Consider the following 23,518-nt stretch of genomic DNA (forward strand, 5'->3'; position numbering starts at 1 on the left):
TTATTAGCATTTTATATGCTACATACGCCTTCAGTATAAAATATTTATTTGAAAATGTCAAGAATAAGGAATTAAAACATATGGAAAAATCGGAAATATCTTCTCAAAGTAACTTCCACTGGGCTGGTCAAAGTAGAAATTAGTCTAAAACAGATTTTTATGATGGAACTAAGTGTGAAACGTTTGAGTTAGAAATGAGGTCCACTATGGAAAAACATAAATATCCTTAGCTTTTATCTACCCACTACAGTTGACACAGAACCAAAAAAGAAGCCTTTCGGCTTCTCTTCTTACAAAACTTTCGCTGACGTACGAGTAATGTCTTCGACTTGAATATTTTCTGCCTCAAATTTTTCTTTCAAGGCTGGTAAATCAATTGATCCATCGATTTGCACTTCGATGATTACCTTACCATCTTTACGCGGAATATTGACTGTATGGGAGATATTCAGATTTTCTTTTACTATTAAAGATACAATCTTTCCGAGTACACCCACTTCATCTTCTGTCACAAAGCGCACACGAATTCCTTCTTCCCCATAACCAGCAATTTCAAGAAAGGCTTGGAAAACATCACGGTCAGTAATAACTCCGTATACTTGATGATTATCTACTACAGGAAGAATACCAATCTTGTTTTTTAACATCAGATAAGTTGCATCCTCTAGACTCGCATAGCCTGAGACAGTGATAACATCGCGAATCATCACATCTTTTACTTTGGTCTTATTCAGAAGATAATTCATCTCATAGATAGAAAGACTGGTTGCTTTGGATGGACTTGCTTGGGCAATGGTTCCCTCAGTTACCAAACCAACTAACTGATCATTTTCGATAACAGGCAAGCGATGCAATCCTTGCTCTCTCATCAAATCTGCTGCATGTGATACTGTTGTATCCGGACTAATATACACTACCTTGCGGGTCATAAAATCTTTAACTGCCATGAGACTTCTCCTTTTCTATTCTTGTCCCTATTATACAATCTTTTTGCAAATCTATCAAACGCTTACATTTCTTTTTCAAAATTCAGAAAAGTATGAATAAGCTAGCAAAAAGAGCTCTAAAGCCGAGCTCCCTGAATGAAGGCTAGATACGCTTCATTCGATTTTATTTCAATTATCAGAATCTAACCTTCCAGTGCAGATGATAATTGCTTCGCAATCTCTATCCACCGATTAAAAAGGTCCCCCGGACTATAATGAAGATTACTTCGTAATCTTCATTTGCAACCTAAACTAGTCTCCCAGACTATGCGAAGATTGCTTACGCAATCTCTATCCACCGACTAAAAAAGTACCCCGGATTCTTAATGATGATTACTTCGCAATCTTCATTTGCAACCTAAACTAGTCTCCCAGACTAGTTTAGCCACCTAGATATGCTTTTCTGACTTCTTCTGATGAGGCGAGTTCTTTTCCTGTTCCTGATAGGACTATTTTTCCTGTTTCCAGTACATATCCTCGGTCAGAGATTGCGAGTGCTTTATTGGCATTTTGTTCAATCAAGAGGACTGTCGTTCCTTGTTTCTGAATATCTTGAATGATATCAAAGATCTCTTGAATAAAGATTGGGGCAAGTCCCATTGATGGTTCATCTAAGAGAAGAAGTTTTGGTGTTGACATAAGAGCGCGTCCCATGGCAAGCATTTGTTGTTCCCCCCCTGAAAGAGTGGCTGCATCTTGGTTCTTCCGTTCTTCAAGACGAGGAAAGCGTGAGAAAACTTTTTTCAAGTTAGCTTGATTTTCTTCACGATTTTTCTTTAAGAAAGCTCCCATTTCTAGATTTTCCAAGACGGTCAAGCCAGGGAAGACGTGGCGTCCTTCTGGTACTTGTGAAAGGCCACCTGCTACAATTTTCTGAGCCGGCATTTTTTGGATTTCTTGACCTAAAAATTCAATCTTTCCTGAACTCGGTCTAACCAAACCAGACAAGGTACGGAGAATGGTTGTCTTACCTGCACCATTGGCACCGATAAGGGAAACTACTTCTCCTTCATTCACTTCAAAGCTTACATCACGAACTGCTTGGATCATACCGTAATGCACAGAAAGATTATCAACTTTTAACATAGACATTAGGCTTCACCTCCTAGATAAGCTTCGATAACGCGTTTATTGGTCTTAATTTCGTCTGGAGTTCCCTGAGCAATCAAACGACCATATTCAAGTACGTAGATACGTTCTGTTACTTCCATGACCAGATTCATATCGTGTTCAATCAGCATGATCGTAATCTTAAATTCATCTTTGATACGACGAATTAACTCAGTCAATTCAGCTGTTTCCTGTGGGTTCATACCTGCTGCTGGTTCATCTAAGAAGAGAATTTTAGGTTCCGTAGCGAGGGCACGAACAATTTCCAAACGACGTTGTTGTCCGTAGGCAAGATTTTTAGCAAGCGTTTCTGCCTCACCATCTAAATCAAAGATTTTAAGCAATTCCAAAGCCTTAGCCTTTAATTCTTTTTCACTCTTGTAAAAAGCTGGTAAGCGCAAAAAACTAGCAAAAACATGTTGTTTGTGATGGTTGCCAAAAGCAATCAAAACATTGTCCAAAACTGTTAAATCTTTAAAGAGACGGATATTTTGGAATGTACGTCCAAGTCCCAAAGAAGCAATCTTATAAGGTGACTTCCCATTCAAAAGGTGACCATCTAGGGTTACTGTTCCCTCGCTTGGTTCATAAACACCGGTCAAAAGGTTGAAAAGAGTGGTTTTCCCAGCTCCGTTTGGACCAATTAGTCCAACCAGTTCCCCTTCGTTCAATTCAAGAGTCACATCTCCAACAGCTGTTAGACCGCCAAAATGTTTGGTTAACTGTTTTACTTCAAGTAATGCCATTAGTTTTGTTCCTCCTTCTTAGATTTTTTAAAGAAACGTGATAGGTTCAATTCCCATGTTCCAAGGAGTCCACCTGGTCTGAAAATCATTACCAATACCAAGGCCAAAGCGTAGATAATCATACGCACGCTAGCAACATCTTGGAGAAGCATATTCAAAATTCCAAGGACAATAGCTGAAACAATGGCACCTGTAATGGAACCAAGTCCACCAAATACAACAATGATCAAAACGTTGATTGAGTTGATGAAAGTGTAATCTTTCGGTACAACTGAACCGATAAATCCTGCCTGAAGTGACCCTGCAATACTTGCAGTAATGGCACCAAAGACAAAGGCGATGATTTTAATTTTAGTCGTATTAACCCCAACTGACTCAGCAGCGATTTCATCCTCACGAACAGATAGGGTTGAACGTCCAATTGGACTACGCAAGAAGTTCAAGGTTGCAATCGTTGTAATCACGACAAAGAAGTATACCATTTGCCAAGTTGTAAAGTTTGGAATTCCCAAGATACCTGCCGCACCATTTGTAATGCTTCCACCATTGATGATAAAGATACGGATAATTTCAGATACACCGAGAGTTGCTACTGCAAGATAGTCCCCCTTCAAACGTAAGGTTGGAATTCCGACAAGTAAGGCAACTGCTCCTGAAAGCAAAGCACCTATAAGCATGGCTCCAAAGAAAGCACCGTAGGTTGGTGATTTAGAACCAATAATAGCTGCTGCATAGGCACCAATCGCCATAAAACCAGCATGTCCAAGTGAAAATTGTCCTGAAAAACCAACGATTAAGTTAAGGCCAACAGCCAGAATAATATTAATTCCAATTTGTTGTAAAATTTGTACATAGAATAGATTGAGTACTCCAACTGAAACCAGTACACTAATCAAGCCATAGCCAGCTAACAAAAGGAGTAACCATAGAATATTAACTTTTAAATTTTCCTTCATCGTTTACACCTTCTCTTTCACATTTTTACCAAGGATACCAGCTGGGCGGACAATCAAGATCAACAACAAGATTCCATAAACAATGGCATCTCGGAAGTCTGACATCCCAAAGGCTGTCGCAAAGGTTTCTAATAGACCAATCACAAAGCCACCGAGAGCCGCACCAGGAATAATCCCGATACCACCAAGTACTGCGGCAACGAAAGACTTAAGACCTGGAGTAACCCCCATCAAAGGCTCAAGAGAGTTATAATAGAGGGCAATCAGAACACCTGCCGCACCCGCAAGAGCTGAACCCAAAGCAAAGGTAAAGCTGATAGTACGATTTACATTGATCCCCATCAATTGTGCCGCATCGCTATCTACAGATACTGCACGCATGGCTTTCCCCATCTTAGTCTTTTGGACAATGACTTGTAACAAAATCATCAAAATCAAGGAAATGGCCAAGATCATTAACTGAACGTTTGTTAGGCTAACTGGTCCCAAATCATAGCGAACTGTTTGAATCGCTTGAGGGAAGGCACGGGTATTGGCACCAACCAGATAGACCATCCCATATTCCAATAGGAAAGAAACCCCAATAGCTGTAATCAAAACAGCAATACGAGTAGAGTGACGCAAAGGTCGGTAAGCAAGAAACTCAATCACGACACCAAGAATGGCTGTCGCTAGCATAGCTACAATAAGCGCTACAAAGAAATTCATTTGGAAAGAATTAATCAAGAAATAACCGATAAAGGCTCCCATCATATAAATATCACCGTGGGCGAAGTTGATGAGCTTGATAATTCCGTAAACCATGGTATATCCTAGGGCTAACAGCGCATAAACACTACCTAGAATCAAACCATTTACTAGTTGTTGGAGCATAAGATTCACTCTTTCTATTTATAATTTTGAGGGTTTCCCCTCACTTTTTGATAGGTTCTTAAACACCGAAACAGGGAGTGAGTCAGAGGCTCATTCCCTATTTCAACATTTTTCTATTATGGTTTTACAACTTCTGCTGCTTCAACCTTACCATTGTTCATGGTCATCATGTAAGCAGTTTTGACTGTGTTGTGGTCTGCATCAAAGCTTGTTTGACCAGTTACACCTTCAAAATCTTTTGTTTTAGCAAGGTTATCCTTGATTTCACCAGAGTTTTTAGCACCTTTTGCTGCGTTTGCTACAAGGTGAACTGAGTCATAAGCCAAGGCTGCAAATGTCGAAGGCTCTTCGTTGTACTTAGCACGGTAAGCATCAAGGAAGGCTTTTGCTTTAGCTGAAACTTCTACAGTAGTTGAGAAGCCTGAGATAAAGTAAATGTTTGATGCTTTTTCAGCAGTTGCTTGTTGTACAAATTCTTCACCGTTGAATCCATCACCACCAACGATTGGTTTGTCAATTCCCATACCACGCGCTTGGTTTACAATTTTACCAGCTTCAGTGTAGTAACCAGGGACGATGATAGCATCAAAGTCTTTCCCTTTCATTTTTGTAAGGGCTGCTTGGAAGTCTGTGTCACCTGCTACGAAAGTTTCATCTGCAACGATTTCACCTTTATAAGCTTCACGGAAGGCTTTGGCAATACCTTTAGCATAGTCGCTGGCATTGTCAGTGTAAAGAACAACTTTCTTAGCTTGCAATTTTTCAGAAACATAATTTGAGATGATTTTTCCTTGGAAGCTATCTTGGAAAGTTCCGATAAAGAGGTAATCTTGACCTTTAGTCAACCCATCTTGCGTCGCACTTGGGGAAATCAATGGAACACCTGCTTTTGTAGCGTTCGCTACCGCAGCTGCAGTCGCACCAGATGTCGCAGGTCCTACGATTGCTGATACTTTAGATTGGGTTACAAGGTTAGTTGTTACTGAAGCCGCCTCAGCTGTTTCAGACTTATTATCTTTATCGACTACTTCGATTTGTTTTCCATCGATACCACCTGCTGCATTGATTTCATCAACGGCAAGTTGGGCACCTTTTTGTTCAGATGTACCGTAGGCTGCTACAGCACCAGTTTCCTCAAAGTTAAATCCGATTTTGATTGTCTTTTCATCTACTGAATTACCAGCAGCATTTGACGCTCCAGACTTCACTTCTCCACAGGCTGCAAGAAGTGCTACACTTGCAAGCGCCACAAACGATAGGGCAAATTTTTTCTTCATCTTTTTTGTCTCCTTATTTCTTAAATAAATAGCATGTTAAGAATATACCGAATTATCAGAAAATTGTCAACACTTTTCTTGAACTTTTTCGATGATAACGTTTTCCTCTCGATAAAGATTGCCCACAAAGGGTGTTTCCAGCTCTTGGATATGACAAACTCTAACTTTTTTAATAAATTTTTCCTTGCTCAAGCGCCCAACCAATTGCTCCACTTCTTGAGTTGAAACATAGAGTTGTAAGTACCGATGTTTTTTGGAATGATAGGTAATATCTCCATAATCCTGCAGTTTTTTTGCATCACGATTATAGTAAAGATAGATAATCAAGCCAGATCGATTGACTTTTTCAAACATGATAAATCCTCTTTCTAAGAAATGTATCCCTATTATACCAAAAAAAGCAAACCCAGTCGAGTTTACCTTCTTTGATCATTAGTTCAATGAATTGTTGGCCATAATTTCATCAATAAAGCCATATTCAAGTGTTTCTTGAGCGCTCATCCAGTAATCACGTTCAGCATCTGCATGGATCTGCTCAACTGTTTTACCAGAATTATCTGCAAGAATTTGCTCCAAAGTCTTACGAGTTTTAAGCAAGTGTTCAGCAGCAATCGCCATATCTGTCTGCTGTGTACCACCACCTGTACCACCCATTGGTTGGTGGATCATGTATTCAGCATTTGGAAGCATGAACCGTTTGCCTTTTGCTCCACTTGATGCGATGACTGTCCCCATAGATGCAGCCATTCCCATAACAATAGTTTGGACATCTGCCTTAATAAAGTTCATGGTATCAACGATTGCCAAACCAGCTGAAACGGAACCACCAGGTGTATTGACATAAAGATAAATATCTTTTGTACTATCTTGGGCATCTAAGAAAAGCAATTGGGCAATAACAGAGTTAGCCATATTGTCTTCAACTTGACCTGTCAGCATAATGATGCGGTCTTTGAGAAGACGTGAGTAAATATCGTATGAACGTTCTCCACGGCTTGTTTGTTCAATAACTACTGGAATCATTTATTTCTCCTTTTGAGTTTTAATTTTGTTAGTCAAATGACTGAAGATAAGACTATTATAATATCTTGGTCAAAAAAGGTCAAATTTTTGCTCTGCTTTCATTAAACAGAAACAAAAATTCAACCTCCTTTCGTGACTGGAAATTCTTTTCCAAGTCGTTCTTCTTTGCGACCTTATTTCGTACCGAACAAGCGGTCTCCAGCATCTCCAAGGCCTGGAACGATATAACCGTGTTCGTTCAAGCGTTCATCCAAGGCTGCTGTAAAGATTTCTACATCTGGATGAGCTTCTTGAAGGGCTTTTACACCTTCTGGAGCAGATACAAGGCAGACAAATTTGATATTTGATGCGCCACGTTTTTTAAGCGAGTCAACAGCCAAGATTGCTGAACCACCTGTTGCCAACATTGGGTCTACTACAAAAATTTGACGTTGGTCAATATCTTCAGGCAATTTTACCAAGTACTCAACTGGTTGAAGTGTTTCTTCATCACGGTACATACCGATGTGACCAACTTTAGCAGCTGGAACCAAGCTCAAGAGGCCATCAACCATCCCGATACCTGCACGCAAGATGGGAACAATAGCCAATTTCTTACCTGCCAATTGTTTTTGAACTGTTTTTGTGATTGGTGTTTCGATTTCCACATCTTCTAGTGGAAGATCACGAAGTACTTCATACCCCATCAACATTGCAATCTCATCTACTAGCTCACGAAAAGCTTTTGTAGAAGTATCTGTACGACGCAAGATTGACAATTTGTGTTGAATCAGTGGGTGATTAATAACTTCAATTTTTCCCATTTTTGGAGTTCCTTCTTTCAATTTATTCTTCTTATTATACCAAAAAATGGTTTAAAAATCTTTCTAAACCATTTATTTTTAATAATTTTTACATTAAATCTGCCTCTTTAAGAGCGGTCTGTACGGTCTCAAGTGGTAGATGAGTCAATTCTGTTCCCTTTTCTTGATAAAGGTATTTGGCATAGTCATCCATTCGGTACTGGTTGATATAAACCACGCGCTTGCAGCCGACCTGAAGCAATTGTTTCGTGCAATTCAGACAAGGAAAATGCGTCACATAGGCTGTAAAGCCTTTGGGAACACCACGTTCTGCACCTTGAAGGATAGCATTAACCTCAGCGTGAAGGGTGCGCACACAGTGGCCTTCGATGACCAGACATTCGTGATCAATACAATGCTCGGTTCCTGACACCGAACCATTGTAACCAGTGGAAATAACTTTATTATCCTTTACCAGAATTGCACCCACCTTGGCACGTTTACAAGTGGAACGATTGGCAATTAGTAGGGCTTGGGCCGCAAAATACTCATCCCAGGCCAGTCTTTTTTCAGTCATCTCTTTTCTCCTTTTTCTCTATTTTTTAAAAAATGGTAAACCTAAATCCGCAATCTTTTCAGCAGGTACCTTCATGCCATCCTTGATCCATTTTAGAAGGACAGAGACGATGGCCGAGCTCCAGAAGGAATGAAGATAAGAGCTGACACCTTTTGATTTTCCATGGTATTTTTCCAGAAATTCCTGCATGGCTTGGACAAAGATTTTTTCCAGATGGTAATCCAAGGCCAGTTGAATCACTCTGGCTTCCTTTCTGGCCTCCCGGAAAAGGTGAACCCAGACCAGATAAAGATCTGTCTTTAAGTCATAATGATGCAACTGTTTCATCATATTGTGGACAGTTCGTTTAAAGACGCTCTCTAAAATTTCCTCTTTGGAACCATAATTGCGATAAAAGGCCGCACGCGAAACGCCTGCACGTTTGACCAATTCAGAAATACTAATCTTGGTCAAGTCCTTTTTTTCCAAAAGCTGCAAGAGGGCTGTTTCGATGGCTTCTCTAGTTAATAAATTGGATTCTTGGTTTGATTTTCTTAGGTTTTCAAGTGATTTTTCAGAGATTTTACGTTCAGACATAACATTTTCTTTCTACTTGTCACAACAGACGGATAAGGCTTTTGTTTCAAGGGCTTTCATGATATAATTGTAAAAAAAGACAGAACCTTTGTCAATGTATAAATGGCAAAGATGGAGAATTTCTATGACTTGGAAGATTATTGCTGACTCTGGTTGTGATTATCGTCAGCTGGAAACACCAGCTATTGACACGACCTTTGTCAGTGTTCCTTTAACCATTCAAGTAGCTGATCAGGTCTTTGTGGATGATGCCATTCTCGATATTGACCAAATGATGGAAACCATGTATGCAACTGCAGAAGCTTCAAAATCAGCTTGTCCAAGCCCAGATGATTATTTGCGAGCTTTTGAAGGTGCCGAAAACATTTTCCTAGTAACCATCACAGGGACTCTTTCTGGCAGTCACAATAGTGCTCAACTAGCTAAGAATATTTATCTAGAAGACCATCCTGATACTAAGATTCATGTGATTGATAGTTTGTCTGCTGGCGGGGAAGTTGACTTGCTCGTAGAAAAATTGAATGACTTGATTGACCAGGGCTTATCTTTTGAAGAAGTGGTTGAAGCTATCACTGCCTATCAAGAAAAAACCAAATTGCTCTTTGTCCTTGCCAAAGTCGATAACTTGGTGAAGAACGGCCGTTTGGGTAAACTTATCGGTACGGTAGTTGGTCTACTCAACATCCGTATGGTCGGAGAAGCTAGTGAAACTGGAACTCTCGAATTGCTACAAAAAGCAAGAGGACCAAAGAAATCGATTCAGGCAGCCTATGAAGAGTTGATAAAAGCTGGCTATGCTGGTGGACGTATCGTCATTGCTCACCGCAATAATGATAAATTCTGCCAACAGTTCTCAGAGCTCTTACGTGAAACATTCCCACAAGCTGAAATCAAGATTATCCCAACCTCTGGACTCTGCAGTTTTTATGCAGAAGAGGGGGGACTCCTCATGGGATATGAAATTGATTAATTTATATAAGACAGGGGTCGGGATTCAATGTCCCAACCTCAATTTTTATCAGCAGTTTTTTCTACTGTAGCTGAGTAGACTTTTGTGGCTCTTTTCGGATTCACAAAACTTTTGTCCTAACAATTTCATCTTGTCAATACATAAGTTTGAAGAAGCCAACGGTTTGATAAAGATTCACGGGACTAGGTACTATGATGCAAAACTTGATCTACCAATTCCTGTTTCTCCGTCTTTTTTATGGTACAATACTTTTATGAAACATTTTGACACTATTGTAATCGGGGGAGGTCCGGCTGGTATGATGGCTACGATTTCAAGTAGCTTTTATGGGCAGAAAACCCTTCTCATTGAAAAAAATCGGAAACTTGGAAAAAAATTAGCTGGAACTGGCGGAGGTCGCTGCAACGTGACCAACAATGGAACTCTAGATGACCTATTAGCTGGCATCCCTGGAAATGGCCGCTTTCTCTACAGTGTCTTTTCCCAGTTTGATAACCATGATATCATTAACTTTTTTACGGAGAATGGGGTTAAACTTAAAGTCGAGGACCATGGCCGCGTCTTTCCAGCCAGTGACAAATCTCGTACCATTATCGAGGCTTTGGAAAAGAAAATCACTGAACTAGGTGGTCAAGTTGCTACTCAAACAGAAATTGTTTCGGTTAAAAAGATTGACGACCAGTTTGTCCTTAAGTCTACAGATCAAACCTTCACTTGTGAGAAACTCATTGTCACAACTGGTGGAAAATCCTATCCTTCTACTGGCTCTACTGGTTTTGGCCATGAGATTGCTCGCCATTTCAAACACACCATTACCGAGCTTGAGGCTGCTGAAAGTCCATTATTGACTGATTTCCCGCATAAGGCCTTGCAGGGGATTTCCCTAGACGATGTGACCCTAAGCTATGGCAAGCATGTCATCACTCATGACCTACTCTTTACCCACTTTGGTTTGTCAGGTCCTGCTGCCTTACGTATGTCTAGCTTTGTAAAGGGTGGGGAGATTCTCTCACTGGATGTTTTGCCTCAACTTTCCGAGAAGGATTTGGCTGCATTTCTAGAAGAAAATCGGGAAAAATCCTTGAAAAATGCCTTAAAAGCTATACTCCCTGAACGCTTGGCAGAATTTTTTGTCCAAGGATATCCTGAAAAAGTCAAACAACTAACTGAAGGAGAACGCGACCAACTTCTCCAGTCTATCAAGGCACTCAAAATCCCTGTGACAGGAAAAATGTCCTTGTCTAAATCCTTTGTTACAAAGGGTGGCGTCAGTCTCAAGGAAATCAATCCTAAAACTCTGGAAAGTAAGCTGGTACCTGGACTCCACTTTGCAGGCGAGGTCCTAGATATTAACGCCCACACGGGTGGCTTTAACATCACTTCTGCCCTCTGCACTGGTTGGGTGGCGGGATCAAATCCAATCTAAATCTAAATTATTCAATGGCTAAAACAGCCCCAAAAGAAAGGAAGTCCTTTGGAACATATTATCTTGTTAAGGGGAGTTACTCCTAATGGAAAAAATGCTATCCCTAAAATGTCTTATCTAGTAGACGTTTTAACAGAAGCTGGTTTTCAACAAGTTCGGACCTATATTCAAAGTGGGAATATCATTCTTGAAAGTGACTTAGATTTAGAAACAATACGAGAACGTGTTCATACTCTAATAAAGGAAAAAATTGGTGCTGATTTAAAAATGGTAATCAAGAACAAAAATGATTTTGCAAAAATTGTCCAAGAAAACCCATTTGGAAAACACTATCTTTTTGACCGAATACATGTGATCCTTTTTCAAAATGATATCCAAAGTCTACCATTAGAAAAATTGGATAGTGACTATGGTGAAGAAGAAATTTGTATCGGCAACCATTGTCTTTACCTCTATCTCCCTAGAACTGCAAAACGAAAAAAACTTAATACCAACTATCTTGAAAAGCTGTTCGGCGTTGATCTGACCATGCGAAAATTAAATGTAGTAGAAAAATTATTAAGCAAGTAGTGCTTGAATTTAGTAAAAATCGGAAGATTACTCCTCCGATTTTATTTTGTCTGATACTCTTTGAAAATCAAATTCAAACTGCGTCAACGTCGTCTTGCCGTACTCAAGTACAGCCTGCGGCTAGTTTCCTAGTTTGCTTTTTGATTTTCATTGAGTATGAGTTTGGACATAGTGGGCAATAACATCTGATGTGTATTGGGCAGTGCCAGTTCCAAATTTGTCAATATTTTCCTTAAACTCTGGGTTATAGACATATCCTTTACCGATATAACCGAATACTTCAATAGTACAGTCGAATCCATAAGTACGGATGGCTTGCAAGAGTTTGGCTGCTTGCTCTTGGTTTTCAGCTGCTGTTATCGGTAGACCATCTTTGAGATTTTGAGCTAAGCTTTGAAAGACTTGATTAAAGACGGCCGTAGCCTCGTCTTCGTGATCTTTTTGGCGCTCCAGCGCTTGGTCCATCACCTCTTGACCATATTTTTCTACCGCCTCTTGGTGGTATTTTTGATTGTCCTGGTAGCTAAATCCAGTGAATTTTTCCTCAATTGTCATTTTTCTTTCTCCTTTTTGTTCTTGAATAGTTTTTTGCAAGGTTGAAATTAAAGTATCCAGATGTTGCCTTTCTTGGATCAAATAGTCCAACTGCCTAGTCAAATGAGGTAATAAATCTGTCCTTTCTTCCTTTAATAGCTCTGCTATTTTTTCTAAAGAAAAACCTAGATATTTATAATACAGTATGACCTGAAGGCTTTCCAAATCCTCCTGACTGTAGGTTCGATAGCCGTTTTCCGACTTTAACGGAACCAAAAGCCCTATCTTATCGTAATGGTGCAGGGTCTTGACAGAGACACCCGAAAGCTGGGCAGCTTCTTTTATATGGTACATGATTTCCTCCTTATACTCAATGAAAATCAAAGAGCAAACTAGGAAGCTAGCCGCAAGCTGCTCAAAGTACAGCTTTGAGGTTGCAGATAAAGCTGACGTAGTTTGAAGAGATTTTCGAAGAGTATTACATTGATAGTATAACCCCTCCCCCTAGGTCAGAGTCAAGCGTTTTTGCGAAATTTTTTACTTTATCATAACATGAAAATGGTTTTCTTGACAGACCTTAGAAAACATGATAGGATAGTCAAGTCTATGCATCAAAAGGAAACTCGATCTGAGTTTAAATAAGGCTATTTGCCAAGGGCAGTAGCTTTTTCTTTTGTAACACTAATTTTAGGAGTTTAACTATGTCTGAAAAATCGCAATGGGGCTCAAAACTTGGCTTTATTCTTGCCTCTGCTGGTTCTGCTATTGGTCTTGGGGCCGTTTGGAAGTTCCCTTACATGACTGCCGCCAACGGTGGGGGAGGCTTTTTACTGGTCTTTCTCATCTCAACAATTTTAATTGGTTTTCCACTTTTACTTGCTGAGTTTGCTCTTGGTCGAAGTGCGGGCGTGTCAGCAATTAAAACCTTTGGAAAACTAGGCGATAACAAGAACTACAACTTTATCGGTTGGATTGGTGCCTTTGCCCTTTTCATCCTCTTATCTTTCTACAGTGTTATCGGGGGATGGGTTTTAGTTTATCTAGGTATCGCTATTGCTAAAGCCTTCCAAATTGGGATTAGCAGTGATTATGCCCAGCTCTTCACAGATATTATTTCTAATCCTTGGATTGCCCTTGGGTCTCAAGCTCTTTTTATTTTCCTCAACATCTTTATTGTATCTAAGGGAGTCCAAAAAGGAATTGAAAGAGCATCGAAAGTTATGATGCCCCTCCTCTTTATCATCTTTGTCATTATTATCGGGCGCTCTCTAAGCTTGCCAAATGCTATGGAAGGGGTCGTATACTTCCTCAAACCTGACTTTTCTAAGCTAACCAGTGCTGGTCTCCTCTATGCTCTAGGGCAATCTTTCTTTGCATTATCGCTCGGTGTTACGGCCATGTTGACCTATGCTTCTTACTTGGACAAGAAAACCAATCTGGTTCAATCAGGTATGTCTATCGTTGCCATGAATATTTCTGTATCGATCATGGCAGGACTCGCTATTTTCCCAGCTATGTCATCCTTTAACATCCAGTCTGAAGGTGGTCCGAGTCTCCTCTTTATCGTCTTGCCCCAACTCTTTGACAAGATGCCTTTTGGTGCTATTTTCTACATCCTCTTTCTCTTGCTTTTCCTCTTTGCGACGATTACTTCTTCTGTCGTTATGCTGGAAATTAATGTTGGAAATATCACTGACCAAGATAACGAAAAACGTAATAAATGGAGTCTTATTTTAGGTATCTTGACCTTTATCTTTGGTATCCCTTCGGCCCTATCTTACGGTGTCATGGCGGATGTTCAAATCTTTGGGAAAACCTTCTTTGATGCTATGGATTTCTTGGTTTCCAACCTCCTCATGCCTTTTGGTGCTCTCTGCTTGTCTCTTTTTACAGGCTATATTTTCAAAAAGGCTCTTGCTATGGAGGAACTCCATCTTGATGAAACACCGTGGAAACAAGGACTGTTCCAAGTCTGGCTCTTCCTTCTTCGTTTCATCATTCCAATCATCATCATCGTGGTCTTTATCGCCCAATTTATGTAATTAAAAAGGACTTGAGTAATGAACTCAGGCCCTTTCTTTTTATGGATGGCTAACAATCAATTCTAGACCTTGACCTTCCAAAGTCCATGCTTCAACATCGCTTGGCAAGATAAAGTGGCTACCTTTTTGGATTGGATATTCCTTACCGTCTACAATGAGCTGACCTTGACCAGTCAAGACACTCAATAAGCTGTAGTCAGCTGTCTTTTCGAAGTCAACTTTTCCAGTAATTTCCCACTTGTAAACTGCGAAGAATTCATTGGATACAAGGAGAGTTGAACGCAAATCATCTGCTTTAACAGTCACAGGACGGCTATTTGCAGGCTCACCGATATTTAAAACATCGATGGATTTTTCAAGATGAAGCTCACGCAAGTTGCCATTATCATCCTTGCGGTCAAAGTCATAGACACGGTAGGTTGTATCACTAGACTGTTGGGTTTCAAGAATCAAGATTCCCGCCCCGATAGCGTGCATGGTTCCACTTGGTACATAGAAGAAATCCCCAGCCTTAACAGGAACCTTTGTCAGCAAGTCATCCCAGTTCTTGTCTTCAATTTGCTGGCGGAGTTCTTCTTTTGACTTGGCATTGTGACCGTAGATAATCTCTGAACCTTCATCTGCGGCGATGATGTACCAGCACTCTGTTTTTCCAAGCTCGCCTTCATGCTCTAGTCCATAAGCATCGTCTGGGTGAACTTGAACACTGAGCCAGTCATTGGCATCAAGGATTTTGGTCAACAGCGGAAATACTGGCTCTGGACGATTACCAAACAACTCACGGTGTTCCGCATACAAAGTAGCAAGGTTTGTTCCCTCGTAGCGGCCATTGGCTACCTTAGAAACTCCATTTGGGTGAGCTGAGATGGCCCAATATTCTCCGATTTTTTCGCTTGGAATGTCGTAACCAAACTCATCACGTAGTTTAGTCCCACCCCAGATTTTTTCTTGCATAACTGATTGTAAAAATAATGGTTCTGACATCTTGATCTCCTGTCTGATTTTTCTCCTATCATTATAGCAAAAAGCTAGGTCTAATTGAACTCTTTTTCACATCTTATAAAGTAGGGAGAAGATTTTGTAAAAATAGTGAACAAATGTGCTTTACTCAATACTTGCACCATTGCTGGCAATGACATCCTTGTACCAGTAGAAGGACTTCTTCTTGCTACGTTTGAGAGTTCCATGACCAGCATTATCACGATCCACATAGATAAAGCCATAGCGCTTGTTCATTTCGCCCGTTCCAGCTGAAACCAGATCGATACAGCCCCAAGTTGTATAACCAAGCAAGTCTACCCCATCTTGATAAATGGCATCTCGCATAGCCTTGATGTGAGCCTCTAAGTAAGCAATCCGATAGTCATCTGCTACATAACCATTCTCATCAGGGGTATCCATGGCACCGAGACCATTTTCTACGATGAACATAGGTTTTTGGTAACGATCCCAGATGGCATTGAGGGTGATACGAAGGCCAAGTGGGTCAATCTGCCATCCCCATTCTGAGGATTCAAGATAAGGATTTTTGAGAGAGGCAAAAACATTTCCAGCTGTTAATTCTTTAACTTTTGGATCCCCTGAGGCCACTCGACTTGCATAGTAAGAGAAGGAAACAAAGTCAACAGTGTAATTCTTCAACAAGTCTAGATCCTCTGCCGTCATTTCAATTTCAATCTCTTCATGCTCCCACTGCTTCTTGGCGTAGCTTGGGTATTCTCCACGCGCTTGAACATCGATGAAGAAGTAACTCTTGCGATCTTCCTCCATAGCTGCCCAGTAGTCTCTAGGATGGGCTGTGTTGGGATAGTATTGCCCTGCTGCCAACATACATCCCACCTTGTTTTCGGGGTCGATTTCGTGGGCAATCTTAGTCGCCAGAGCTGAAGCTACCAACTCATGGTGAGCCGCTTGGTATTTAACCTGTTCTTGATTTTCTCCTTCTTCAAAACAGAGCCCAGCTCCCATAAAGGGGGCATGGAGAATCATGTTGATTTCGTTGAAGGTAAGCCAGTATTTGACCAAACCCTTGTATCGGGTAAAAAGTGTGCGACAGAGATTCTCATAGAAGTCCAACATACGACGATTGCGCCAACCACCATACTCAGTAATTAAGTGCATGGGGCAGTCAAAATGCGTGATGGTTACCAGAGGTTGGATTCCATACTTGTGGCATTCCTTAAACAAATCCTCATAAAAGGCTAGACCAGCTTCATTTGGCTCTGCTTCATCTCCTTTGGGGAATATTCTTGTCCAAGCAATGGAAAGCCGATATGTTTTAAAGCCCATTTCCGCAAAAAGGGCAATATCTTCCTTGTAATGATGGTACATATCAATAGCTTGCTTGGCTGGGTAAAAATAGCCCTCCTCAAACGAAAACATCTTTTTCTGACCTGTGATAATGGCTTCACGGTCAGGACCGATGGGGACAACATCAACGTTGGCCAATCCACGCCCATCGAGATTATAAGCACCCTCACATTGATTAGCTGCCGTAGCACCGCCCCAGAGGAAACCTTTTGGAAATTGTAGTCTTTCTGTCATCACTTTACCTCGCTTATTTTGATAGTTCTATTATACTAAAAAGGGAACAAAAAGTTTGGAACTATCTGGGTAATGACGGGGCTGAGCTTGCTTTTATATATACGAAAAAAGACTGAAATCAGTCTTCTTTTTAAATCAAAGCTGTGATAGCCGTTACTAGACCAAAGACAATACCTGGTGCATTGGCAGCAACAAGGGGAATATCTCTTTCCTTCTTGAAAAGACCGTAGTAAACCCAGAGACTACAGTTGATGGCTGCAACCAAGGGCTGGATAAAATTCCCTTTTTGACCAGCCAGGTTGTTCATAATTTGTGGGAAGTAAGACACGTACATCATAACAGACATGAAGGTTGCTACCCAACCCAAAACTTTCATTTGTTTTTCAGACATTTTCAAACCTCTTTCATTCTTTTATACTTCCTATTTTATAATTTAATGCAAAAACAAGCAAGAGTTTGATAATTTTATTATGAAGATGTAAACTATCACAATCTTGTGAGAAGAAAGAAGATTGAAGTTAGAAAAAGTATATATAATCACAATAATGCATATTAATATATATTGAAAAATCTTGATACTGGGTGTTTTATTGCTGAAATATTTACTTTATTTTCTGATAAAACTGACTTTTCAGCCAGAATTAATATTTTCCTAAATCTACAACTTGTTGATATCTACTTTCATCATCAATATGATGGGCAATTTCTAACATCATAACAGGAAGAGAAAATAGTAGTTCATGTACCATGAGGGCGTTTTCTTTATCTAGGGTTGCGGTCACTTCATCAGCCAATAACAGATTTTTTCTACGAAGAAGAAAGCGTGCCAATTCAATCCTTACTCTTTGTCCCCCAGAAATATTCTCCCCGTTATTTTTGATAATAAAATCCATCCCACCCGTCAATTCAAAATCTAGTTTGACTTGTTTCAAAACAGCAAGCACCTCTTCATCAGAAAATTCTTGTCCTAATGTCAAATTATAACGCACTGTATCGTTAAAGAGAAATGGATGTTGGCTAATAATTCCTATACTGGATACAAAACTTGATGTACATTCATTAACAGTTGTCACACCGATAATTTCTCCCTCATCTGCTATTTCTTCTCCAGTAATGAGTCGAAACAAGGTTGACTTACCACAACCACTCGGTCCTTTGATTAAAACTTTCTGACCTGCTTGAACATCCAAATTTAGATGAGTAAAAAGTTGTCTGTCACCATAGGTTTTACTTAAATTTTTAATGTGCAGAGCATTCAATTCTTGCGCATCTTTTTTATCTATCTGTTTTACATCTCCAATTTCTAATACTCCAAAAATCTTATCTGCTGTCGTTTTTGCCCCTTGTATATCTACAGCATCATACATAATAGTCTGAATAGGGCTCACTAGCTGACCTGCTGCGATGTACATGGCAACAAGACTTGCCACTGACACTTTCTGCCCAGCCATAGCAAAGTAAAAACCTAAAACAAGTGGTAAAACTTGACTTAAAAAAACCATGAAACCGTTGCAAAAGAAAATAATATTATGGGTAAAGCAAAATTTTTGAATGGCTAGTTGATAATTTCGATTAATCTTCCAAAATCTGTTCTGATTTTCAGAAATTGCTTGGTTCATGAGTAGAGTGTGTGCTCCTCGGATACTATCAGATACTTGATTATGAACTTCTACTCTACCTTGCGCCATGTCATCACCAGTATATTTGAGTCTTTTATTCATCAAGAACTGAGGAATAGGACGTAAAATAGTGAAAAAGACAAAAATACTACCTAACAACAAATTTTGCGAAATAATATAAATCGCTGTTAGTAATGCTACAAAGCTCCAGCAAATGATATTGATGTATTTTTCTAAGTAATTATCCCCCAAATACTCCATATCTTGTGTGAGCATAGTGATTTTTTCATCTTCGCTAAAATCTTTTTTTGTCATCAGCTTGTCAAATAAATCTGCCCTCATATTCATCTGAATTTCACGCCGAAAAACATTATGTGTATGATTACAAAAGAGCATTAAGCTATACAAGACAAAGTATACTGTAAAGCCAAAAACAGCAAACTGTATGATTTTAGAATAAGTCAGTTCCCCTTGATTTAAGGACAAGGCTTGGGATACAACTAGGGGTTGAGCAAGAGCCAAACCTCCATTTGCCAGTGCACCGATGATAGTATAAAACTTCGTTTTCTTATCCAGATAGTGAAATATTTTATTCATAATGCCCTCCTAGAAAAAGAGAGAGGCTAGCACTCCTCTCCGTTTTTATTATATAAACTTAACAAATATTACAATTATTGCTTGCAACTTCAGGTTTTTTTACAACCTTTTTGTTTTTCTTGATAGACATTTTTGCTTACCCCTCTCTAGTCCACATCTAAAATATCTTCATAGCATCCGGAAATAGCATAAAGTGCTAGATTTTTACGAATTTTCTCTTGCATATTCTTACAAATCACAGAAGAGCTTAATTCCGTAATATGCTTGGCCATTGGACAAAAGCCTGATTTACAAATCAAAACAAAGGGACATGTTTTACAATCTTCTCTAACAGATAAAAACCATCCTTTCATTTTATCTTTGTTAATCAATCCAGTATTGATATTTCCAAAAACATTTTGATTATCGTACAAAGCAACTGTACATGCTTGTACAATACCTCTAACATTAAACATATAGTGATTTAAACGATTGGCATAACAAGAAAAGGAATTGTGAACCACAATGCTTGGCAAAGATAGATGGTACCCCAAATCAACTGCTTTCTTAGAAATACCAAAACTCATATCATTTTTAAATACTGTAACACAGTCGTCTTTAGAACGATCTCCTTGTCCCCAGTTACCAATATTATGATATAGAAGAAAAAATCTATCATCATTTTTAAAGTAACGACCATCATTTAATAGAAATGACTCCATATGGTCATAATTTTCCTTCGATATATTGAATCTTAACGTACAAATAAAATCTAAATCACTATCCTTCATTTTATGAAGATTGTCTAAAATTCGCGCATAGGAACCTTTTTGATTTTTTAACACACGTTGAGAATCATGACTCTCTCCATCACCATCAATAGTAATCTGAAAATTAGTAACATCATACTCTCTTACTAATTTTTCAAATTTGGAAGATGTTAACAAAAATCCATTAGTAGTAATACTTGCTGAATACGTTATTCCAAATCGCTCACAAATTTTCAAAAATTCTAGTGAAAGCCGTTGAATTGTTTTATAGCCTAACAGAGGTTCTCCACCAAACCATGCTATCCTTAGGAAATGATATTGAGAATTACTCAATTTTTCTTCAGCAAATTTCAAAATAGCATTTTCTGTTTCAATAGACATTCCAATATTTTTAAAGTGTTCATAACAATACTTACATCGAAAATTACAATCTCCATGAGTAAGAATTGTAAACTCTAGTATCTCATTATTCCTATCTTCTATCTGTTTTAAATATTTGTTTACCTCATTGTCTTCACGTAAATATCTATTCTCTTCCAAATAGGCAATATATTCACTTCCCGTTGTTTTATTTTCTTGTATATTCTTCTTCAATTCATTCGTAATTAAAAATGAATGATTATTTTTGGTATTAAAATATACACTACCATCTTCAGTATCATACCTTAAGACATATCGTGATAATTTCATATTACCACCTCTTTATTCTTTGATTTCTTTAAATATATTATATACCTATTAAAATGATAATTCAATAAAAAGTCAGAAAATTAGAAAAGTTCTACATTTTAATAATTTTCAATCTAGTATAAACTAATTTCAAATACCCTTATCTACTATACATGCCGTACTGTCACATTTCTATTCGTAGAGACACAATCTCGCTATTCCTTCCTCTGATGATTCTTATGTCCAGCGTCATACTTAAAACGGTCTATCACGAGACTGTTTTAATTCGTTACCTCACGATAGTCAAGCTCAGAAGTTACTATTAGGTTTACCTAAAAAAGACCGGATTGCTCCGATCTTTCAATAGTTCATATTCTCACATTCTGGTTTAGAATAATTAAAGTTATCTTCAAATGACTACGCATCCTATTTCATACGATAAAAATCAATGACTAGACCAGCAGGGCCTTTAACTAACAGGGATTCTGTTCCCCAATCCGTTTCACAAGGACCGTGTAAAATCTCGATACCAATCTCTTTTAACCGCTTCTGGTTCTGGTCGACATCCTCAACCTCAATGTGTAGAATGATTCCTGACTGAAAATTTTCCAAAGGAATCAAATGATTTTGGGATAACATGAGACAGTGACTGCCAATCGTGAACTGAGCAAAACTGTTATCAACATAGTCCGCCTTTTTATCCAAGATACTCTCTAATTCAGCACAGACTTGGGGAACATCTGACACGATAATATCTAATTGATTTAAATTCATTTACTGTCCTCCACAAAAAGACCGGATTGCTCCGATCTTTTTAAGTTCCACGAGAGGAATTATTTAATTGCTCGTGATTGCAATCCTTCTTCTTCTAAGAAGAGGCGGAATGGTACAAGCTCTTCAGCTTCGTATTTTTCCTTGAAGGCTTTGATTGCTTCTTCTGAGTGTTGTTTTGGATCCAACTCAAGTACTTCTACTGGAAGTGGACGATGTGGAGTGATGTGAGCATCGATAACAACAGTTTTACCTTCTTTGTTCAATTTAACAGCTTCTGCAACAACTGCATCGATGTCTTCGATACGGTCAACTGTAAATCCTACAGCACCTTGCGCTTCAGCGATTTTCGCATAGTCAGCATTAGGGAAGTCACAACCAAACAAGTGTTTGTTTGTGTCTTCGTATTTGTCCTTGATGAAGGCATATTTACCATTTGAGAAGACAACGTTGATAACTGGAAGGTCGTATTGAACGTTTGTGATAACGTCTGGGTAGCACATGTTGAATGCACCGTCACCCATGATGTTCCATATTTGGCGATCTGGATTGTCTTTCTTAGCAGCGATACCACCAGGAAGGGCAATACCCATTGTCGCAAAGAGTGGAGATGTACGCCACATGTTCTTAGGTGTCATGTGAAGGTGACGAGTAGATGTTTGAGTAGTGTCACCTACGTCGATTGAGTAGATAGCGTCTTGATCAGCATGTTTGTTGATTGCATTGTAAACTTGATACAATTGCAATTCACCCTCAGTTTTACCTTCGAGTTTGTTCATGTAATCACGCCAGTTTTGGTTATTCTTCACGTTTGCACGCCACCATGGAGTAGATTCAACTGGATTCACTTTGTCAAGGATTGCTTTCGCTGCTTGACCTGCATCACCAAGGATTGAAGCGTCTAGGGCATGACGTTTACCAAGTTTGTAAGGGTCGATATCCACTTGGATGAATTTTTCAGTATTCTTGAATGCTTCGTAAACTTCAGCAAATGGGAAGTTTGAACCAAGGAAAAGAACTGTGTCTGCTTCAAAGACCACTTCGTTAGCTGGTTTCCAACCAACACGGTAAGCAGAACCTGTCAAACCTTCGTAGTTCCATTCGAAGGCTTCGAAGTTTTTACCAGTTGTGATGATTGGTGCTTTGATTTTACGTGACAATTCAGTGATTACTTCACCAGCTTTAACACCACCGTAACCAGCGTAGATAACTGGACGTTCAGCGTTGTTCAAAATTTCAACTGCTTTGTTGATTTCAACTTCGTTCAAAGCAGGAGCGATGAATGAACGCTCGTAAGAACCTGAACCGTAGTATGAGTTTTCGTCGATTTCTTGGAAACCAAAGTTTACTGGAATTTCAACGACAGCTGGACCTTTTTTAGAAACGGCAGCACGGCAAGCTTCGTCAATCACTTTTGGCAATTGCTCTGCGTAAGCTACACGTTTGTTGTAAACAGCGATACCGTTGTACATTGGGTTTTGGTTCAATTCTTGGAAAGCATCCATGTTCAATTCGTTAACTGGACGTGATCCAAGGATAGCAAGGAATGGAGTGTTATCCATAGCTGCATCGTATACACCGTTGATCAAGTGAGTTGCACCAGGTCCACCTGAACCAACTGCAACACCGATAGAACCGCCGAATTTAGCTTGCATAACCGCTGCAAGAGCACCTGTTTCTTCGTGGCGAACTTGCAAGAAGCGGATATCTTTTTCTTCAGCCAAAGCATCCATCAATGAGCTGAGTGTTCCTGATGGGATACCGTAGATAGTGTCTACGCCCCATGTTTTCAATACGTTAAGCATTGCTGCAGATGCAGTAATTTTTCCTTGAGTCATAATGATAACTCTCCTTCAAATATTTTTAAATCTACTGAAAAAGGTTTCATATAGTTTTTGAAAACGTTTCAGTAAATTTTTACTCTACTAATTTATCACATTTCGTTCGACTTTACTAAGAATCTGCTCAGAAGTTTTTATTCTCTATTACAGTACAGTTTGAAAACGTTTTTAAATTCTGTTTTATAATACTCAATGAAAATCAAAGAACAAACTAGGAAGCTAGCCACAAGTTTCTCAGAGCACAGCTTTGAGATTGCAGGTAAAGCTGACCTGGTTTGAA

General features: G+C 39.2%; 23 protein-coding genes. 4 read left to right on the forward strand and 19 right to left on the reverse strand.

The window, feature by feature from the left end:
- Positions 1 to 290 precede the first annotated feature (290 nt).
- The 11 genes from UKS_RS06790 to UKS_RS06840 all read right to left on the reverse strand — a co-directional run bounded on the left by UKS_RS06790 (position 291) and on the right by UKS_RS06840 (position 8,906).
- Positions 291 to 947: a CBS domain-containing protein gene (locus UKS_RS06790; RefSeq protein ID WP_156012294.1), complete on the reverse strand. Its 657-nt coding sequence runs from the start codon at positions 945 to 947 to the stop codon at positions 291 to 293.
- A gap of 420 nt (positions 948 to 1,367) precedes the next feature.
- Entirely contained in the window at positions 1,368 to 2,078 is a 711-nt protein-coding gene (locus tag UKS_RS06795) for an ABC transporter ATP-binding protein (protein ID WP_049497486.1), read from the reverse strand.
- Positions 2,078 to 2,842, reverse strand: coding sequence for an ABC transporter ATP-binding protein (locus UKS_RS06800; protein ID WP_049497484.1), 765 nt, complete (start codon positions 2,840 to 2,842; stop codon positions 2,078 to 2,080). The genes UKS_RS06795 and UKS_RS06800 overlap by 1 nt, the downstream gene beginning before the upstream one ends.
- Entirely contained in the window at positions 2,842 to 3,798 is a 957-nt protein-coding gene (locus UKS_RS06805; protein ID WP_049497482.1) for a branched-chain amino acid ABC transporter permease, read from the reverse strand. The genes UKS_RS06800 and UKS_RS06805 overlap by 1 nt, the downstream gene beginning before the upstream one ends.
- Positions 3,799 to 3,801: 3 nt before the next feature.
- Positions 3,802 to 4,671 carry a branched-chain amino acid ABC transporter permease gene (locus UKS_RS06810; RefSeq protein ID WP_000941427.1) on the reverse strand — a complete coding sequence of 290 codons (870 nt, stop codon included), beginning with the start codon at positions 4,669 to 4,671 and terminating at the stop codon, positions 3,802 to 3,804.
- 116 nt (positions 4,672 to 4,787) lie between these two features.
- Complete coding sequence (locus UKS_RS06815) at positions 4,788 to 5,948, reverse strand: ABC transporter substrate-binding protein (RefSeq protein WP_000726116.1); 1,161 nt, start codon at positions 5,946 to 5,948, stop codon at positions 4,788 to 4,790.
- A 66-nt stretch (positions 5,949 to 6,014) separates the two neighbouring features.
- Positions 6,015 to 6,302 (reverse strand): YlbG family protein, encoded by a 288-nt coding sequence (locus UKS_RS06820; RefSeq protein ID WP_049497480.1) that lies wholly within the window; start codon positions 6,300 to 6,302, stop codon positions 6,015 to 6,017.
- Positions 6,303 to 6,380: 78 nt separating this feature from the next.
- Positions 6,381 to 6,971, reverse strand: a complete 591-nt coding sequence (gene clpP / locus UKS_RS06825; RefSeq protein ID WP_156012295.1) for an ATP-dependent Clp protease proteolytic subunit ClpP — start codon at positions 6,969 to 6,971, stop codon at positions 6,381 to 6,383.
- 173 nt (positions 6,972 to 7,144) lie between these two features.
- Positions 7,145 to 7,774, reverse strand: coding sequence for a uracil phosphoribosyltransferase (gene upp, locus UKS_RS06830; protein ID WP_000515974.1), 630 nt, complete (start codon positions 7,772 to 7,774; stop codon positions 7,145 to 7,147).
- Between the two features lie 88 nt (positions 7,775 to 7,862).
- Entirely contained in the window at positions 7,863 to 8,330 is a 468-nt protein-coding gene (locus tag UKS_RS06835; RefSeq protein WP_156012296.1) for a deoxycytidylate deaminase, read from the reverse strand.
- A gap of 18 nt (positions 8,331 to 8,348) precedes the next feature.
- Positions 8,349 to 8,906: a TetR/AcrR family transcriptional regulator gene (locus UKS_RS06840; RefSeq protein WP_156012297.1), complete on the reverse strand. Its 558-nt coding sequence runs from the start codon at positions 8,904 to 8,906 to the stop codon at positions 8,349 to 8,351.
- A gap of 124 nt (positions 8,907 to 9,030) precedes the next feature.
- On the opposite strand from UKS_RS06840, the gene UKS_RS06845 reads away from it, so the two are divergent.
- The 3 genes from UKS_RS06845 (at position 9,031) to UKS_RS06855 (ending at position 11,872) form a co-directional block, all read left to right on the forward strand.
- A complete protein-coding gene (locus tag UKS_RS06845; protein WP_156012298.1) occupies positions 9,031 to 9,876 on the forward strand; it encodes a DegV family protein in 846 nt (281 codons plus the stop codon).
- A gap of 253 nt (positions 9,877 to 10,129) precedes the next feature.
- Positions 10,130 to 11,302 carry an NAD(P)/FAD-dependent oxidoreductase gene (locus tag UKS_RS06850; protein ID WP_156012299.1) on the forward strand — a complete coding sequence of 391 codons (1,173 nt, stop codon included), beginning with the start codon at positions 10,130 to 10,132 and terminating at the stop codon, positions 11,300 to 11,302.
- A gap of 48 nt (positions 11,303 to 11,350) precedes the next feature.
- The gene (locus UKS_RS06855) at positions 11,351 to 11,872 is read left to right on the forward strand and encodes a DUF1697 domain-containing protein (protein WP_156012300.1); all 522 of its coding nucleotides are present in this window, start codon (positions 11,351 to 11,353) and stop codon (positions 11,870 to 11,872) included.
- Positions 11,873 to 12,019: 147 nt separating this feature from the next.
- Here UKS_RS06855 and UKS_RS06860 read toward each other — a convergent pair whose 3' ends face one another.
- Complete coding sequence (locus UKS_RS06860) at positions 12,020 to 12,760, reverse strand: MerR family transcriptional regulator (RefSeq protein WP_156012301.1); 741 nt, start codon at positions 12,758 to 12,760, stop codon at positions 12,020 to 12,022.
- Positions 12,761 to 13,107: 347 nt separating this feature from the next.
- Between UKS_RS06860 and UKS_RS06865 the strand changes: the two genes are divergently transcribed.
- Positions 13,108 to 14,448 (forward strand): sodium-dependent transporter, encoded by a 1,341-nt coding sequence (locus UKS_RS06865; RefSeq protein WP_049497472.1) that lies wholly within the window; start codon positions 13,108 to 13,110, stop codon positions 14,446 to 14,448.
- Positions 14,449 to 14,487: 39 nt separating this feature from the next.
- Here UKS_RS06865 and manA read toward each other — a convergent pair whose 3' ends face one another.
- The 7 genes from manA to spxB all read right to left on the reverse strand — a co-directional run bounded on the left by manA (position 14,488) and on the right by spxB (position 23,235).
- Positions 14,488 to 15,432 (reverse strand): mannose-6-phosphate isomerase, class I, encoded by a 945-nt coding sequence (gene manA, locus UKS_RS06870; protein ID WP_156012302.1) that lies wholly within the window; start codon positions 15,430 to 15,432, stop codon positions 14,488 to 14,490.
- A 120-nt stretch (positions 15,433 to 15,552) separates the two neighbouring features.
- Entirely contained in the window at positions 15,553 to 16,992 is a 1,440-nt protein-coding gene (locus tag UKS_RS06875) for a 6-phospho-beta-glucosidase (RefSeq protein WP_156012303.1), read from the reverse strand.
- 130 nt (positions 16,993 to 17,122) lie between these two features.
- Positions 17,123 to 17,383, reverse strand: coding sequence for a SemiSWEET family transporter (locus UKS_RS06880; RefSeq protein WP_049497465.1), 261 nt, complete (start codon positions 17,381 to 17,383; stop codon positions 17,123 to 17,125).
- 250 nt (positions 17,384 to 17,633) lie between these two features.
- The gene (locus UKS_RS06885) at positions 17,634 to 19,208 is read right to left on the reverse strand and encodes an ATP-binding cassette domain-containing protein (protein ID WP_049497463.1); all 1,575 of its coding nucleotides are present in this window, start codon (positions 19,206 to 19,208) and stop codon (positions 17,634 to 17,636) included.
- A gap of 146 nt (positions 19,209 to 19,354) precedes the next feature.
- Positions 19,355 to 20,647, reverse strand: coding sequence for a radical SAM protein (locus UKS_RS06890; protein ID WP_049497462.1), 1,293 nt, complete (start codon positions 20,645 to 20,647; stop codon positions 19,355 to 19,357).
- Positions 20,648 to 21,052: 405 nt separating this feature from the next.
- Entirely contained in the window at positions 21,053 to 21,400 is a 348-nt protein-coding gene (locus UKS_RS06895; RefSeq protein ID WP_004252348.1) for a VOC family protein, read from the reverse strand.
- A 59-nt stretch (positions 21,401 to 21,459) separates the two neighbouring features.
- Entirely contained in the window at positions 21,460 to 23,235 is a 1,776-nt protein-coding gene (gene spxB, locus UKS_RS06900) for a pyruvate oxidase (protein WP_156012304.1), read from the reverse strand.
- Positions 23,236 to 23,518: the final 283 nt, after the last annotated feature.

The sequence above is a fragment of the Streptococcus sp. 116-D4 genome, assembly GCF_009731465.1.
GTDB classification, from domain to species: domain Bacteria; phylum Bacillota; class Bacilli; order Lactobacillales; family Streptococcaceae; genus Streptococcus; species Streptococcus pseudopneumoniae_E.

What these genes read in the sequence shown, in the direction of transcription:
- UKS_RS06790 (WP_156012294.1), bottom strand. Translation starts at nt 947, where the DNA reads ATGGCAGTTAAAGATTTTATGACCCGCAAGGTAGTGTATATTAGTCCG.
- UKS_RS06795 (WP_049497486.1), bottom strand. Translation starts at nt 2,078, where the DNA reads ATGTCTATGTTAAAAGTTGATAATCTTTCTGTGCATTACGGTATGATC.
- UKS_RS06800 (WP_049497484.1), bottom strand. Translation starts at nt 2,842, where the DNA reads ATGGCATTACTTGAAGTAAAACAGTTAACCAAACATTTTGGCGGTCTA.
- UKS_RS06805 (WP_049497482.1), bottom strand. Translation starts at nt 3,798, where the DNA reads ATGAAGGAAAATTTAAAAGTTAATATTCTATGGTTACTCCTTTTGTTA.
- UKS_RS06810 (WP_000941427.1), bottom strand. Translation starts at nt 4,671, where the DNA reads ATGCTCCAACAACTAGTAAATGGTTTGATTCTAGGTAGTGTTTATGCG.
- UKS_RS06815 (WP_000726116.1), bottom strand. Translation starts at nt 5,948, where the DNA reads ATGAAGAAAAAATTTGCCCTATCGTTTGTGGCGCTTGCAAGTGTAGCA.
- UKS_RS06820 (WP_049497480.1), bottom strand. Translation starts at nt 6,302, where the DNA reads ATGTTTGAAAAAGTCAATCGATCTGGCTTGATTATCTATCTTTACTAT.
- clpP (WP_156012295.1), bottom strand. Translation starts at nt 6,971, where the DNA reads ATGATTCCAGTAGTTATTGAACAAACAAGCCGTGGAGAACGTTCATAC.
- upp (WP_000515974.1), bottom strand. Translation starts at nt 7,774, where the DNA reads ATGGGAAAAATTGAAGTTATTAATCACCCACTGATTCAACACAAATTG.
- UKS_RS06835 (WP_156012296.1), bottom strand. Translation starts at nt 8,330, where the DNA reads ATGACTGAAAAAAGACTGGCCTGGGATGAGTATTTTGCGGCCCAAGCC.
- UKS_RS06840 (WP_156012297.1), bottom strand. Translation starts at nt 8,906, where the DNA reads ATGTCTGAACGTAAAATCTCTGAAAAATCACTTGAAAACCTAAGAAAA.
- UKS_RS06845 (WP_156012298.1), top strand. Translation starts at nt 9,031, where the DNA reads ATGACTTGGAAGATTATTGCTGACTCTGGTTGTGATTATCGTCAGCTG.
- UKS_RS06850 (WP_156012299.1), top strand. Translation starts at nt 10,130, where the DNA reads ATGAAACATTTTGACACTATTGTAATCGGGGGAGGTCCGGCTGGTATG.
- UKS_RS06860 (WP_156012301.1), bottom strand. Translation starts at nt 12,760, where the DNA reads ATGTACCATATAAAAGAAGCTGCCCAGCTTTCGGGTGTCTCTGTCAAG.
- UKS_RS06865 (WP_049497472.1), top strand. Translation starts at nt 13,108, where the DNA reads ATGTCTGAAAAATCGCAATGGGGCTCAAAACTTGGCTTTATTCTTGCC.
- manA (WP_156012302.1), bottom strand. Translation starts at nt 15,432, where the DNA reads ATGTCAGAACCATTATTTTTACAATCAGTTATGCAAGAAAAAATCTGG.
- UKS_RS06875 (WP_156012303.1), bottom strand. Translation starts at nt 16,992, where the DNA reads ATGACAGAAAGACTACAATTTCCAAAAGGTTTCCTCTGGGGCGGTGCT.
- UKS_RS06880 (WP_049497465.1), bottom strand. Translation starts at nt 17,383, where the DNA reads ATGTCTGAAAAACAAATGAAAGTTTTGGGTTGGGTAGCAACCTTCATG.
- UKS_RS06885 (WP_049497463.1), bottom strand. Translation starts at nt 19,208, where the DNA reads ATGAATAAAATATTTCACTATCTGGATAAGAAAACGAAGTTTTATACT.
- UKS_RS06890 (WP_049497462.1), bottom strand. Translation starts at nt 20,647, where the DNA reads ATGAAATTATCACGATATGTCTTAAGGTATGATACTGAAGATGGTAGT.
- UKS_RS06895 (WP_004252348.1), bottom strand. Translation starts at nt 21,400, where the DNA reads ATGAATTTAAATCAATTAGATATTATCGTGTCAGATGTTCCCCAAGTC.
- spxB (WP_156012304.1), bottom strand. Translation starts at nt 23,235, where the DNA reads ATGACTCAAGGAAAAATTACTGCATCTGCAGCAATGCTTAACGTATTG.